Origin of the sequence: Solimonas variicoloris DSM 15731 (genome assembly GCF_000382285.1) — a bacterium.
Taxonomy (GTDB): Bacteria; Pseudomonadota; Gammaproteobacteria; order Nevskiales; family Nevskiaceae; genus Solimonas; species Solimonas variicoloris.
In genome coordinates this window covers 25,487-39,392 of sequence record NZ_KB907931.1, presented here as the reverse complement: position 1 = coordinate 39,392, position 13,906 = coordinate 25,487, and the positions used below count along the sequence as shown (strand labels likewise).

The 13,906-nt window shown below is 69.4% G+C and carries 14 protein-coding genes and 1 tRNA gene; 8 read left to right on the top strand and 7 right to left on the bottom strand.

Annotation, left to right across the window (positions count from 1 at the left end):
- Nucleotides 1-10 precede the first annotated feature (10 nt).
- Genes H149_RS0110035 through H149_RS0110015 form a run of 5 tightly spaced genes read left to right on the top strand, consistent with a single transcriptional unit; the run spans nucleotide 11 to nucleotide 5,642 of the window.
- Entirely contained in the window at nucleotides 11-2,287 is a 2,277-nt protein-coding gene (locus H149_RS0110035; RefSeq protein WP_039748680.1) for a nitric-oxide reductase large subunit, read from the top strand.
- A gap of 15 nt (nucleotides 2,288-2,302) precedes the next feature.
- Nucleotides 2,303-3,805, top strand: coding sequence for a copper-containing nitrite reductase (gene nirK / locus H149_RS0110030; RefSeq protein WP_020649619.1), 1,503 nt, complete (start codon nucleotides 2,303-2,305; stop codon nucleotides 3,803-3,805).
- A gap of 10 nt (nucleotides 3,806-3,815) precedes the next feature.
- Entirely contained in the window at nucleotides 3,816-4,625 is an 810-nt protein-coding gene (locus H149_RS0110025) for a formylglycine-generating enzyme family protein (RefSeq protein ID WP_020649618.1), read from the top strand.
- Entirely contained in the window at nucleotides 4,622-5,176 is a 555-nt protein-coding gene (locus tag H149_RS0110020; protein WP_020649617.1) for an SCO family protein, read from the top strand. Before H149_RS0110025 ends, H149_RS0110020 begins: the two co-directional genes overlap by 4 nt.
- A gap of 58 nt (nucleotides 5,177-5,234) precedes the next feature.
- Nucleotides 5,235-5,642, top strand: coding sequence for a SirB2 family protein (locus tag H149_RS0110015; RefSeq protein ID WP_020649616.1), 408 nt, complete (start codon nucleotides 5,235-5,237; stop codon nucleotides 5,640-5,642).
- Between the two features lie 36 nt (nucleotides 5,643-5,678).
- Here H149_RS0110015 and H149_RS0110010 read toward each other — a convergent pair whose 3' ends face one another.
- From H149_RS0110010 to H149_RS20525, 3 genes are read right to left on the bottom strand one after another with little or no spacing between them, the layout of a single operon-like run.
- Complete coding sequence (locus H149_RS0110010; RefSeq protein ID WP_026353057.1) at nucleotides 5,679-6,683, bottom strand: SUMF1/EgtB/PvdO family nonheme iron enzyme; 1,005 nt, start codon at nucleotides 6,681-6,683, stop codon at nucleotides 5,679-5,681.
- Entirely contained in the window at nucleotides 6,680-8,425 is a 1,746-nt protein-coding gene (locus tag H149_RS20530) for a hypothetical protein (RefSeq protein ID WP_020649615.1), read from the bottom strand. The genes H149_RS0110010 and H149_RS20530 overlap by 4 nt, the downstream gene beginning before the upstream one ends.
- On the bottom strand, nucleotides 8,422-9,861 hold the full coding sequence (locus tag H149_RS20525) for a UbiA family prenyltransferase (RefSeq protein WP_039748701.1): 1,440 nt from the start codon (nucleotides 9,859-9,861) through the stop codon (nucleotides 8,422-8,424). The genes H149_RS20530 and H149_RS20525 overlap by 4 nt, the downstream gene beginning before the upstream one ends.
- 147 nt (nucleotides 9,862-10,008) lie before the next feature.
- On the opposite strand from H149_RS20525, the gene H149_RS0109995 reads away from it, so the two are divergent.
- Together H149_RS0109995 and H149_RS0109990 are read left to right on the top strand one after the other, a co-directional pair.
- Nucleotides 10,009-10,434, top strand: coding sequence for a CoA-binding protein (locus H149_RS0109995; RefSeq protein WP_020649613.1), 426 nt, complete (start codon nucleotides 10,009-10,011; stop codon nucleotides 10,432-10,434).
- Entirely contained in the window at nucleotides 10,425-10,952 is a 528-nt protein-coding gene (locus tag H149_RS0109990) for an AtaL-like protein (RefSeq protein WP_051101837.1), read from the top strand. The genes H149_RS0109995 and H149_RS0109990 overlap by 10 nt, the downstream gene beginning before the upstream one ends.
- A 115-nt stretch (nucleotides 10,953-11,067) precedes the next feature.
- Here H149_RS0109990 and H149_RS0109985 read toward each other — a convergent pair whose 3' ends face one another.
- Together H149_RS0109985 and H149_RS0109980 are read right to left on the bottom strand one after the other, a co-directional pair.
- Entirely contained in the window at nucleotides 11,068-11,334 is a 267-nt protein-coding gene (locus H149_RS0109985; RefSeq protein ID WP_020649611.1) for a hypothetical protein, read from the bottom strand.
- A gap of 94 nt (nucleotides 11,335-11,428) precedes the next feature.
- Nucleotides 11,429-11,644 (bottom strand): hypothetical protein, encoded by a 216-nt coding sequence (locus H149_RS0109980; protein ID WP_020649610.1) that lies wholly within the window; start codon nucleotides 11,642-11,644, stop codon nucleotides 11,429-11,431.
- Nucleotides 11,645-11,933: 289 nt separating this feature from the next.
- Here H149_RS0109980 and H149_RS0109975 point away from each other — a divergent pair, with 289 nt between their 5' ends.
- The gene (locus H149_RS0109975; RefSeq protein ID WP_020649609.1) at nucleotides 11,934-12,143 is read left to right on the top strand and encodes a hypothetical protein; all 210 of its coding nucleotides are present in this window, start codon (nucleotides 11,934-11,936) and stop codon (nucleotides 12,141-12,143) included.
- A gap of 76 nt (nucleotides 12,144-12,219) precedes the next feature.
- On the opposite strand, the gene H149_RS0109970 is transcribed toward H149_RS0109975, so the two are convergent.
- Nucleotides 12,220-13,509 carry an O-acetylhomoserine aminocarboxypropyltransferase/cysteine synthase family protein gene (locus H149_RS0109970; protein WP_020649608.1) on the bottom strand — a complete coding sequence of 430 codons (1,290 nt, stop codon included), beginning with the start codon at nucleotides 13,507-13,509 and terminating at the stop codon, nucleotides 12,220-12,222.
- 250 nt (nucleotides 13,510-13,759) lie between these two features.
- Nucleotides 13,760-13,834: transfer RNA gene (locus tag H149_RS0109960), tRNA-Val, on the bottom strand.
- Nucleotides 13,835-13,906 lie beyond the last annotated feature (72 nt).

The following is a 13,906-nucleotide window of genomic DNA, read 5'->3' as shown; positions in this document are numbered from 1 at the left end:
AGGAGCGGTCATGAGCGGTCAGACATCGAAGCGGCTGTGGTATGGGTTGGCGATCATCTTCGTCGCGTCATTCGCGACACTGCTCTGGATCGGGCGCGAGATCTATGTGCAGAAGCCGCCGATACCGGCGCGCGTCGTCGGCATCGATGGCGACACGCTGTTCACCCAGGCGCAGATCGAGCGCGGCCAGGCCGTGTGGATGGCCGCCGGCGGCCAGGAACTCGGCTCGCTGTGGGGACACGGGAGCTATGTGGCGCCGGACTGGTCGGCGGACTGGCTGCACCGCGAGGCGATCGCCCTGCGCGATCTCTGGGCGCGTCAGGAAGGTGTCGCCGGCTACGACACGCTCGATCCGGATCGCCAGGGCGTTCTCGACGCCCGGCTGAAGACGGAGATGCGCCGCAACGGCTACGACGCCGCCAGCGACACGCTGACGCTTGCGCCAGCCCGCGCAGAAGCCGTACGCGAAGTCGCCCGGCACTACGCGGCGCTGTTCGGCGACGACGCCGCACTGACGGCGCTGCGCACGCAATACGCGATGAACGACGGCGCCGTCGCCGATGCCGGCGACCGCGAGGCGCTGGCCGCCTTCGTCTTCTGGACCGCGTGGGCGGCGACGACGAATCGTCCCGGCTCCGACATCAGCTATACCAGCAACTGGCCGCACGAGCCGCTGGTCGGCAACACGCCGACCGTCGGCACCGGCATGTGGTCGGTGGCCAGCATCATCCTGCTGATCGCCGGCATCGCCGGCATGGTGTGGTATCACGCCCGGCAGCAGGATCATGGCGCCCCCGCGGCCCCAAGCCGCGATCCGCTGCTCGGCGCCAGCGCCACGCCGTCGATGAAAGCGACCGCCAAGTACTTTCTCACCGTGATCGGCCTGTTCCTCGCGCAGATCGGCCTCGGCGCCATCACCGCCCACTATGCGGTGGAAGGCCGGGCGTTCTTCGGCATCCCGCTCGCGGACCTTCTGCCGTACACGGTCACGCGCACCTGGCACACGCAGCTCGGCATCTACTGGATCGCCACCGCCTGGCTCGGCACCGGTCTCTACATCGCGCCGCTGCTGTCCGGACACGAGCCGAAGTTCCAGCGCCTCGGCGTGAACCTGTTGTGGCTCGCGCTGCTCGTCGTGGTGGTCGGTTCCTGCTTCACGGGCTGGCTCACCGCGATGCACAAGATCGGCATCGACCGCTCGTTCTGGTTCGGCAGCCAGAACCTCGAATTCACGGCGCTCGGCCGCTTCTGGCAGATCCTGCTGTTCGCCGGCCTGCTGTTCTGGCTGTTCCTGATGGGCCGCGCGCTGTGGCCGGCGCTGACCAGGCCATCGGAAAGCCGCGGCTTGATCGCGATGGTCTTCATTTCGGCGACCTGCATCGGCCTGTTCTACGCCAGCTCGCTGACCTGGACCGCACACACGCACTACTCGATCATCGAGTACTGGCGCTGGTGGCTGGTCCATCTGTGGGTGGAAGGCTTCTTCGAAGTGTTCGCCACCGCGGTGATCGCGCTGATCTTCACCAAGCTCGGCCTGGTGCGCGCCGCGAGCGCCAATCGTGCGGTGGTGTTCTCGACCATCGTCTTCCTGTTCGGCGGCATCCTCGGCACGCTGCACCACCTGTACTTCACCGGCACGCCGACCGCGGTGATCGCCTTCGGCGCGGTGTTCTCGGCACTCGAAGTGGTGCCGCTGTCGCTGGTCGGCTTCGAGGCCTACGAAAACTACCGCATGACCAAGGCGCAGCCCTGGGTCGCGAGCTACCGCTGGACGATCCTCTGCTTCGTCGCGGTCGCCTTCTGGAATCTGGTCGGCGCCGGCCTGCTCGGCTTCGCGATCAATCCGCCGATCTCGCTGTACTACGTGCAGGGCCTCAATCTGACGCCGACGCACGGCCACGCGGCGCTGTTCGGCGTCTACGGCATGCTCGGCATCGGCCTGATGCTGTTCTGCCTGCGCGGCCTGACCGCGCGCACGGCCTGGTCGGAGGGCCTGTTGAAAACCACGTTCTGGTCGCTCAACATCGGCCTGGCAATGATGGTGTTCCTGTCGCTGCTGCCGATGGGTATCTATCAGGCTTTCGAGGCGATCGCGCATGGCTACTGGTACGCGCGCTCGCCCGCCGTCGTGCATTCGGCGCTGATGGAGCGGCTTGTCTGGCTGCGTGTACCGGGTGACATCGTCTTCGCGATCGGGGGCGTTGCGCTCGGCCTGTTCGCGCTGCGTCTCTACCTCGGCCGTCGGCAACCGCTGCCGGCCGGCACGCTCGTCGGCCAGCAGGCCTAAGTCAAGGAGAACGACATGCACAAGGCCATCATCGGGACCGCTATCGCGGTGCTCTGCGCGGCGACCGCCGCCTGCACGAAGAACGACGGCACGCCGGACGGCGCCGCCACGACAGCCGCAGCGAGCGCGCTGCACGGCGACTTCGGCCCGCCGCAGGGCGAGCCGATCCACGCGGTGCTGACCAGCCCGCCGGAAGTGCCGCCGCCGGTCAATCGCAAGTATCCGGCGAAGGTCATCGTCGACCTCGAAGTCAAGGAGCTGGAGAAGGACATCTCCGAAGGCGTGAGCTACACCTTCTGGACCTTCGGCGGCACCGTCCCCGGCAGCTTCATCCGCGTGCGCCAGGGCGACACGGTGGAGTTCCATCTGCGCAACGCGCCGGACAGCAAGATGCCGCACAACATCGACCTGCACGGCGTCACCGGCCCGGGCGGTGGCGCGGCCTCCAGCTTCACCGCACCCGGACACGAATCGCAGTTCACGTTCAAGGCGCTCAATGCCGGCATCTTCGTCTACCACTGCGCGACCGCGCCGGTCGGCATGCACGTGGCCAACGGCATGTACGGCCTGATCCTGGTCGAGCCGCCCGAGGGCCTGGCCCCTGTCGACCACGAGTACTACGTGATGCAGGGCGACTTCTACACGGTCGGCAAGTATCGCGAGCACGGCCATCAGGAATTCGACATGCAGAAGGCCATCGACGAAAAGCCGACCTACGTGCTGTTCAACGGCGCCGAGGGTTCGCTGGTCGCCGAGCATGCGCTGCAGGCCAAGGTCGGCGAGACGGTGCGGCTGTACGTCGGCAACGGCGGCCCCAACCTCGTCTCGAGCTTCCACGTCATCGGTGAGATCTTCGACAGGGTGCGCCAGGAGGGTGGCAGCATCGAGCAGCACAACGTGCAGACCACGCTCATTCCGGCCGGCGGCGCCGCCGTCGTCGAGTTCCATCTCGATGTGCCGGGCAGTTACGTGCTGGTCGACCATTCGATCTTCCGCGCCTTCAACAAGGGTGCGCTGGCCCTGCTCAAGGCCGAAGGCCCGGAGAACAAGGCGATCTACTCGGGCAAGGAGGCGGATTCCGTCTATCTCAGCGACAAGGCGGTGAGCGCGGCGCCGGTGGCCGAGGCGCGCGCCGCGGAGGCCAGCGGCAAACTGACCAAGGAACAGCAGATCAAGGCCGGTGAGGCACGCTTCAACGGCACCTGCTCGGTCTGCCACCAGAGCAACGGCCAGGGCCTGCCCGATGTGTTCCCGCCGCTCGCGGCATCCGACTTCCTGATGGCCGACAAGACGCGCGCGATCGACATCGTGCTCAACGGCCTGAGCGGCAAGGTCACCGTCAACGGCAAGACCTACGATTCCGTGATGCCGCCGATGAGTCAGCTCAACGACGACGAGATCGCCAACATCCTGACCTACGTGCGCAACAGCTGGGGCAACAGCGGCGACGCCGTCTCGTCCGAGGAAGTCAAAGCGGTCCGCGCGTCCACCAAGCGTCCGGAAGGCGCGGCGCACTGAGGTGCCGGCAATGGACGCGGTCCGCATCGGCCGGTGGCTGTTCGCAACGCTGGCGGCGCTCGTCGCCGCCAGCGCTGGCGCCGGTTCCGGCTCCGGCGCGCAGCAGAACCCCTATCTGCCGATCGCGGCCGCGCGCCTGCGTTCCGCCCTGCCCGCTGCCGACGGCGGTGATACCGTCGAGGTCGCGCGCTTCGCGATGCAGCAGCATCCGGTCACCAACGGCGAGTTCCTCGCCTTCGTGCGCACACACCCCGAATGGCAGCGTGATCGCGCGCCGGCGGCGTTCGTCGATGCCGACTACCTGAGCCATTGGCAGGCGCCGCTCGCGCTCGGCGACGGCATCGAAGCGCGCCAGCCGGTGACGCGCGTCAGCTGGTTCGCGGCCGCGGCGTACTGCGAAGCGCAGCAGGCGCGCCTGCCGCGCTGGACGGAATGGGAGCTCGCCGCCGCCGCCAGCGAACAGCAGCGCGATGCGCGCGCCGACCCGGCCTGGCGTCAGCGGATGCTCGACTGGTACGCCAAGCCCGCCAGCGGCGCCCTGTCGCGGGTCGGCCAGACGCCGGCCAACGTCTACGGCCTGCAGGACCTGCACGGCCTGGTCTGGGAATGGACCGAGGACGCGGGCAGCCTGATGCTCGGCGACGATTCAGGGCAGAACAAGGCCGATCTCGGCAAGTTCTGCGGCGCCGGCGCACTGACCTTCAAGGACCGGGACAACTACGCGGTGATGATGCGTATCGCGCTGCTCAGCAGCCTCGCCGCCCGCGACACCACCCGCACGCTCGGCTTTCGCTGCGTGCGCCACGGGAGTCAACCATGAAACGATTCGCCACTGCTGCCATCGCCATCCTGCTCGCGTTCGCGGCCTCCGCCGCCGAACCGCCGGGCGACTCGATCTACCAGCTCGACGCCGCGCTCGTCACGCAAAGCGGCGCTGCCGCGCGTCTTGACCTCGACCGCGGCGCACCGACGCTGATCGCCCTGTTCTACGCCAGCTGCCGCGCGGTCTGTCCGGCCACGATCAACGGCATCCAGAGCTATGAGCGCCGGCTCGACGCCACGGCGCGCAGCCAGTTGCGCGTGCTGATGGTCAGCCTCGATGGCGAACGCGACACGCCGCAGAATCTCGCCGCGCTGGCGCGGAAGCATCGCGTCGATCCGGACCGCTGGACCTTCGCGCGCGCCGACGACGCCGACGTACGCAAAATCGCCGCGCTGCTCGGCGTGCAGTACCGCCGCGCGCCCTCCGGCGACTACGACCACACCGCGCTCATCACGCTGCTCGACGGCGAAGGCCGCATCGTCGCGCATACGAGCCAGCTCTCCGGAGACCAAGCCTTCGCCGCACAGCTGCGCGGCGCCTTGCGCTGACTCGGGCCGCCGGGCGCGGCCGCTCTTTCGTCCGCGCCCGCGCCTTCATCCTTGCGCCATGTTGGCCGCGCATTACTTCGCGATCCTGCATCTGCACGTCGCCTGCGTGATCCTGTCCGGCACGCTGTTCGGCGCGCGCGGCCTGATGCGCCTGAATGGCCTGGCGCTGGCCCACCACCGCGCGCTGCGCATCGCGTCCTACCTGATTGACACGGTCCTGCTCGGCGCCGCGATCCTGCTCACGCTCATCATCCACCAGTATCCGCTGGTCAACGGCTGGCTGAGCATGAAGCTGGGCCTGCTGGTGCTCTACATCGTGCTCGGCTCGCTGGCGCTCAAGCGCGCGAGAGAGCCGCGCGCACGGGCGCTGGCGTTCGTCGGCGCCCTGCTCTGCTACGGCTTCATCATCAGCATCGCGCTGACCAAGCGTCCGCTCGGCGTCATCGCCCTCCTGCCGGGGCTCTGAACGGCCGTGCACGAAGCCGCTGCGCCGCTGCGCGGATCAGTCGAGATCCTTGCAGCAGCGAAAGCCGAGGTGATAGTTCTCGTGGCTGTGCGCGTCCATCACGCGCGAGCCGTGCCAGTACGGCGCGCGCCAGCGGCACCAGTCCTCGTGCGCGCGATAGGTGTCGAAGATGAACCAGCTGCCCTTCATTTCCGTGTAGCCGAGTTCGCGGCTGCCGCGGCTCGCCATCTGCGCGGGCGCGAACGGCAGATTCATGTGTTCGGCGGCGTTGCCGTTGAGATCGTAAACGCCGAGCGGACTGCGGCAGGCGGGAAAGTCGCCGGCCGGATAGGTGTTGGAGCCGCACAGGTTCCAGCCGCCGCCCGGACAGCCCGGCGTCTTGAAGCTGCCGGTCGCGCAGACGCCGCGCTCGTACTCGGGGCCGTAGCTCCAGCGCTTGTCGCCGGCGTGCACGCGGTTGTGCGCGGCACGCATGCGCGACACCGCAGCGTCCGCGCTCACGCCCTGGGCGAGGTCGAAGCGATAGTCCGGCGCGTCGAGCTCGCCCTGGCAGGCGCCCTCCCACTCGTGCGCGTCACACATGCGCTTGCCCTCGGCGGCGCAGATCTCGGCCGCTTCGCGGGCACGCACCCAGACCACCGGATACGCGCAGGGAATGTCGGGAAACTCGAACTGGTCGATGCAGACCCTGGCGTCCTCGATGCGGCCGCTCTTCGGATCGTAGAGCGGCGCCATGTACTTGCCGCCGCAGATCTTCTCGAACTGCGGATTGGCGTAGTCGACCTGCTGCTGCGCGAGCTTCTGGCTGCACTGCAGCGGCGTGTCCGGGTGCTTGGTGATCAGCGGATTGCCCTGCCCGGCGTAGCCGGAGCGCGCGAAGATGCCGCGGATGTCCTGCATCTGCCGGTCGGACAGACCGTGCACGTCCTGCAGCTGCCGGAACATCGCCTCGTTGTGTTCGGCGAGCGCGGCCTGCCCGGCGTCGCGCGCCAACGCCGGCGCGGCGAACAGGCATAGCAGCAAGGACAGCAGACGTTTCATCGCGAACTCCCGCTCGGTGCGCGGCGCAGCAGATAGAAGAAGTCGCGGTCGTCGGGAAAGCCGAGGAAGCGCGGCGCGATCTGGTCCGCGCCGCCCTTGCGGTCGACTTCCTCCATGCCCTCGACCAGATGCTGCACGAGGCGCTGGCCGTCGCGCTGGCTGTAGACCGCCAGATACGTGTGCTCCAGCGCATTCATATCGAGGTGCATCGCGTAGCGGCAACCGTAAGCGAGGAACACGCGTGCCATCGCTGCCGGCGTCGCCGTCGAGAAGTAGCCGTAGAGCAGATAGTGGCGCGCGCCGTCGTCGACCAGGCAGGCGCCGGCGCGCAAGGTGCGCAGCTTCTCGTCGGCCGAGCCGGACCAGTTGCCGGCACCCCAGGCGGTGACCAGCGCGCCGGGCGCGGATTCGTTCTTCGCGGCGTCGTATTCGACCAGCGGCACGCCGTTCTGGCGCGCGTGGCGCAGGCGCGGCAGCAGGGCGTCGTCGGCGCGCGTCCAGGTCTTCATGCCGACGCTGCCGTCGTCGAGCACGTAGAGCGTCGACAGGCCCGGTTGCAGCTTGCTGAAGATCACACCCTGCTCGATGAAACCGTAATGGCTGCCGTGCTCGACCTGCGCGAGCGCGCCCCAGCGGAACGCGCCGTGCTCGCGCTTGAAGCCGCCGGTGAAGGTCGCGACCGCGCGCGCCGCCTGCGCCGGGCTGAGCATGCCGGTGCTCGCCAGCGGCGCGATGCTGTCGATGCCGTCGGGGCCCGGCAGGCCGGGCTCGCGCACGCTGTCGAGCGCACGCTCGGACCAGCCGACGCGCGGATGATCGGTGCCGAGCGCGAAGCCGAGATCGAAGGCGGCCAGATCGAAGGCGATCAGGTAATCGAGCGCCGCGCCCTCGATGGCGTCCGGGGCTGGAATGCGGCGCCGCGCAAGCGCCGGCAGATCGCTCGCCGCGGCCTGCGGCTGCATCGCGCTGACGAACACCTCGGGCGCGCCGTTCACCGCGTACCAGCGGCCGAGCGCGAGACCGCGGCGCGGCTCGCCGGCATCGAGGCCCAGATGCTCCGGCACCACGGCCTGGCCGGCGAAGGCGGCGGCCAGCCGCGCCGGCGGCGGCGCGCCGGCCGGCGCCTTGCCGTCGCCGGCCTGTAGCACCGCGCCTTCCTTCTCGATGAAGGCGTCGCGGAAAAACTGGTCGCGCACGAAACCGACGATGCGGTCGCCGCCCCAGACGTGATCGCGCAGCAGATTGGTCATGCGCTCGATCTGCGTGTAGGTGCCGGGCACGACGTTGCGCAGATAGATGCGGCCACCGCACAGCGGCGCGTACGGCAGCTTCGAGGCGCGCGCCTGTTCGAGCGGCGCGAGCGCGTCGCGCGCCGGCAGGCAGAGCGTGTCGCGCTCGGCGCCGCGCAGGTGCAGGCCGTCGTCGGCGAGCATCGGCATCTGCGTGGCCGGCGCCGGATTCTCGAGGTGGTAGCGGCGCCGCGCACCGGCCGCGCCGGTCTCGAACACCCACCAGGCATTCACCCCGGGATTCAGCTGCGTCAGCGTCGCCGCCGGCGTACTCGTCACGGCGCGGAACGGCTGCAGTTCGATGAGCGTCTTCGGCCGCTCGGCCTCGTACTGCTGCCACTGCGCCGCCAGCCGCGCCGCGTCATCGGCGCCGGCCAACGCGCCGCCGGTGCCGAGCGCCGCCAGCCCGCAGGCGGCGAGCCCGAAGAGCCGGTACCGCAGGAGCACGCTCACAGGCCGAGCACCGCGCAGCCCGCCATCGCCAGCAGCAGCACGAGGCTGGCCGGATCGCGCAGCGCGAAGACGACCGGGTCGTGGGCCATGCGGCCGCGGTGCGCGACCAGCCACAGATAGCTGACCCAGCCGAGCAGCAGCGCGCAGATCGCCCAGCCGGCCGGCGCCGGCGCGCCCGGATGCAGGGCGTTGCTGTTGAGGTAGAGCGCCAGCACCAGCACGGCGAGATAGCCGCCGGTGATGCCGAGCACCATCAGCAGATCGCGGTCCTGCACAAGGTAGCCGTGCACCTTGGTCCGCGACACCGAGGCCATGATCACCATTTCCGCATAGCGCTTGATCAGCGCCAGACTGAAGAACAGCAGCAGGCACAGTGCCAGCAGCCACGGCGGCGGCGCCATGTCGATCGCGACCGCGCCCGCCATCACGCGCAGCATGTAGCCGGCGGCGAGCATCGCCACGTCGACGATCGGCCATTCCTTGCCGCGCAGCGAGTACGCCAGCGTGTTGACGTAGTACAGCGCGAGCACGGCGGCGAAGCCCGCCGGCAGCAGGCCGGCGATGCCGAAGGCGGCGCCGAGCAGCAGCAGCAGCGCCAGCATGGCGCCGCCGATGCCGACGCGGCCCGAGGCCAGCGCTCGCGTCTTCTTCTGCGGATGGCGGCGGTCGTAGGGCAGATCGAAAAGATCGTTGAGCAGGTAGACGCTCGACGCGCACAGGCCGAAGGCGAGGAAGCCGAGCAGCGCCGCCGGCAGATACGCGGCGAAGTGGTCCGCACCGGCCAGCAGCAGCGGCACCAGCAGCAGGGCGTTCTTGCTCCAGTGCAGCGGCCGCATCGCCTCGACGTAGGCGCCGACGGCGCAGCCGTCAGCGAAGCACCGCTCGACCGGCACCCGTTCGGCGACCCGCGCCGCCAGCCGCGGCGAGGCGCCGGCGACGACGGCGCGGCGCGCCGCGGCCCACACCGGCAGATCGCGGTGCGCGTTGCCGGCGTAGTCGTAACCGCCGACACCGTAGGCGGCGACCAGGCGCTCGCGCTTGCGTTCGCCCGACAGATTGCAGCGGCCGTCGCTGGCGTAAACCGTCTCGAACAGGCCGAGCGTGTCGGCGACGGCCTGCGCCGGCGCGGCGTCGGCGGCCGTCGCCAGCACCAGATGCCGTCCGGCGGCGTGCTGCGCGCGCAGATCGTCGAGCAGGTCCTGGCGATACGGCAGCGAGGCGGCGTCCGGCATCACGCGCTGCGCGATCTCGCGCTTGAAATGCGCGCGTCCGCGCAGCAGCCACAACGGCAGGCGCAGCAGATCGAGCGGCCGGCGGCGCGCGAGCAGGAACAGCGATTCGTACAGCAGGTCACTGCGCAGCAGCGTGCCGTCGAGATCGACCACCAGCGGTGGCGCCTCGGCGACTGCGTGCTTGTCCGATCCGGATTCCGTCACCGCGCATCCCATGCCGCCATCGGCGGCCGACCCTGGAGTGGAGAAAGCGTAGCGTGCCGCAGCGGCCCGGCGCACGCGCTGACCCAGGTCAAGCGCGCAGCGGCGCCGGCCCTTGCCGAGGTCGCGACAAAAGAGGAAGGTTCGAACATGAGCGAAGAAGACGATATCCGCCGGATCCTGGCGCAGACGCGGCACATCGCCGTGCTCGGCATCAAGACCGAAGCGCAGGCCGGGCAGCCGGCGTTCTATGTCCCGCAGTACCTCGTCGAAGCCGGCTTCGACGTCATTCCAGTGCCGGTCTATTACCCGGAGGTGCGCAGCATCCTCGGCCAGCCGGTCTACCGGCGGCTCGCCGACGTGCCGGGCCGGATCGATCTGGTCGACGTCTTCCGCCGCGCCGACGACATTCCGCAGCATCTCGACGACCTGCTCGCGGCGCGGCCCAGAGCCGTCTGGTTCCAGCTCGGCATCCGCCACGACGCGGTCGCGGCGCAGCTGCGCGCGGCCGGCATCGACGTCGTCCAGGACCGCTGTCTGATGGTCGAGCACCGGCGCTACGCGGCATGCGCGTGATGGCGCAGCGCGTGCCGGAAGCCGTCGCCGCCGACGCCGGCGACACGCCGCTACGCTTCGAGCATCTGGTACAGATCAACGATCCTCGCGACGAACGGCTCGAAGCGCTGAGCCGCCTGCAGCTGTGGCGCGGCCTGCTGCTGCGCGCACAGACGCCGCAGCTGTTCATTCCGTGGCTCGACAGCGCCGCGATCGACAGCGACGCCGACGGCACGCTGACGCGCACGCTGCGTTTCGGTGACTACGAAGTCCGCGACCGCGTCTCGTTCGCCGAGCCGGCCGTGCATTACGAAATCGTCGGGCCGCATGCCGACAGCCGCTTTTCGCTGACGATGCGCATCGAGGAGCCGGCGCCGGGCATGCTGTTCGTGCGCTTCACCTACGAGGCGCTGTCGATCGACCACCACGCGCAAAGCCCGCTCGGCGACATGGTCAAGGGCGCCTACCGCATGGCCGACGAGGACACCGTGTTCCGCATCCGCCAGCTCGCCGCCAGCGGCGTGCTCGAGGAGCACTGAACGCCGCGCTGCGCAGGCCGCCGGCGCCGTCGCCAATGGGCGGCGGGTACGGCGCGGGACCGGCGTCGGCGTCGCGCGCTGGTCGGCGCGGGCGCGCGCTCGGCCGTTGCGGCCCTCAGTCGCCCTCGGGGCTGAAGCGTCGCGCCGCCAGATCGGCGCCGAACTGCTCGACCCAGCGGCGTCCGCTGCCGCCGGCGTACGCCGCCAGCTTCACGCCGCGCCGGCGCGTCGTCACCTCGACGTCGTAGCCGTTGAGGCAATGGCCGTCCGCGCACAGCACCGCCGGGCGGTCCTTCTTGCGAAACGAAAAATCGCTGGCCCGCTCATGACGCTGCGCCAGCAGCTGCTGCGCCGCCTCGACCTCTGCGTCGAATCCGCTCATCAGGCTTTCTCCTCCGGACGCCGACGCCATGCTGAGCGAGGCCGCAGCGACGATCAAGCCGGGCGGCGCCAGGTGGTCGGTGTAGCGACCCGAGCTAGGCGTACGAGCGCTGACGGCGCCCCGGCTTGGCCGCTCGCGACGCCGGCAGCAGGCTGCCCGGCCGCCGGCAACCGCCTTCGTCGGGCGGGCGACGCGCGGCGACGAAATATGCGCCGACCTCGTCGGTGACTTCGAGCATGCCCTCGTCGTTGCGACGCAGCCAGCCGGCGCGCATCAGCTCCAGCTCGTCCTCGCGGAACAGCGGGCTCACGGCCTCGCCTCGGGCCAGTTTCTTCAGAAACAGAAAGTGGTGGTCGCCACATCCTTGCGGAAAGGCCACGGTCGGCTCCTTGGTCTGCGGATTCCGCGCCGAAGCGCGCCCCCGGATTCTGGAGCGCCAAGCTGCACCGCTCCTGAACGGGCCTTCACCGCATTGTCATGTTTCGTCCGCGACCGCCGCGGCGCGCCTGCGTGGTGGCGCATCCGCTTTCGTGACGCAGATCGAGCCGCGCGCGGCGATATTTGTCTAGGATCGCGCCATCACCCCGGAGGCCTGGTCCATGGATGCGGATGTCGGCGAACAACCCCTGTCGCGCGTCGAAGCCATCGAGACGGCGACCGCCTGGGGCACCGTGCTCATCAGCCTGAAGACCGACGCCGGTGAATCGGTGGCCTACATGCTGACGCCGGAGCTGGCCTCGTCGCTGATGCACGGCCTCGCCGACCTGCTCGCCTATCTCGGCCAACGGCGCGAGCCGGACGCGGACTGAAGCCTGGCGCCGGCAGCCATGAAAAAGGGCCGCGCGAGCGGCCCTCTTCCGATGGTCACGATCCCGCCGGCGTCGATCAGGCGGCTGCTTTCAGCGCCTGTTCGAGATCGCGGATCAGGTCATCGATGTGCTCGATGCCGATGCACAGGCGCACGGTGTCCTCGGTGACGCCGGCCTTGACGAGTTCTTCCGGCGACAGCTGGCGATGCGTGGTCGTCGCCGGATGCGTGGCCAGGGACTTGGCGTCGCCGATGTTGACCAGCCGCGTGAACAGCTGCAGCGCGTCCTGGAACTTGGCACCCGCCTCGCGTCCGCCCTTGAGTCCGAAGGTCAGCACACCGGATGCGGCGCCACCCATGTAGCGCCGCGCGAGCGCGTGATCCGGATGGTCTTCGAGGCCGGCGTAGTTGACCCACAACACCTGCGGCTGCGCCTTCAGGTACCGGGCGACCGCCAGCGTGTTGGCGTTGATGCGATCCATGCGCAGCGCCAGCGTCTCGATGCCCTGCAGGATCAGGAAGGCGTTGAACGGCGACAGCGCGGCGCCCATGTTGCGCAGCGGCACCACGCGCGCGCGGCCGATGTACGCCGCAGCGCCGAGCGCCTCGGTATAGACGACGCCGTGATAGCTGACGTCCGGCTCGTTGAGGCGCGGGAAGCGCTGCTTGTGCTGGGCCCAGGGGAACTTGCCCGAATCGACGATGGCGCCGCCGATCGTCGTGCCGTGGCCGCCGAGATACTTGGTCAGCGAGTGCACGACGATGTCGGCGCCGTGCTCGAACGGCCGCACCAGATACGGCGTCGCGACGGTGTTGTCGACGATCAGCGGCACGCCGGCAGCGTGCGCGATGCGGGCCAGCGCCGCGATGTCGGTGACGTTGCCGAGCGGATTGCCGATCGTCTCGCAGTACAGCGCCTTGGTGCGTTCGTCGATCAGCGCCGCGAAGCTCTCCGGCTTGCGCGGATCGGCGAAGCGCGTCTCGATGCCGAACTGCGGCAGGGTGTGCGCGAACAGGTTGTAGGTGCCGCCGTATAGCGTGCTCGCCGACACGATGTTGTCGCCCATGCCGGCGATCGTCTGCACCGCGTAGGTGATCGCGGCCTGCCCGGACGCCAGCGCCAGCGCGCCGATGCCGCCTTCGAGCGCGGCCAGGCGCTCTTCGAGGACGGCATTGGTCGGGTTCATGATGCGCGAATAGATGTTGCCGGCGACCTTCAGGTCGAACAGGTCGGCGCCGTGCTGCGTGTTATCGAACGCGTAGGCCACGGTCTGGTAGATCGGCACGGCGACGGCGCGCGTCACGGGGTCGGGCTGATAACCGGAGTGAACCGCGCGGGTTTCGAACTTCCAGAGTTCTTCGGACATGCGTCTTCCTCGATGTCGTTCTGCTTGTGTCGGTGGGATCGATCGGCACCGTGCGGGCCTGCGGGGCGCCGCCGGCGCTTCTTCTGCCGGAATGCCAGCTGCGGAATATTACTCAGACCGCGGGTGCCGGGTCGAAGGCCTGAGGGCTATATCGGCAGTTCCGGCGGGACTAAGTACCGTCGCCGGTCGGCGCCGCGGGCAGCAAAAAGCCCCGGATGTCGGCGGACATCCGGGGCTCTCGTGCAAATCCTGGTGGACGGTGAGGGTTTCGAACCCCCGACCCCCGCCGTGTGAAGGCGATGCTCTACCGCTGAGCTAACCGTCCAAGGGGGCGGGATGATAGAGGGGCGGCCCGGCAGCGTCAAACCGCCGCAGCGCGCGCGGCGCCGCTCGGGGC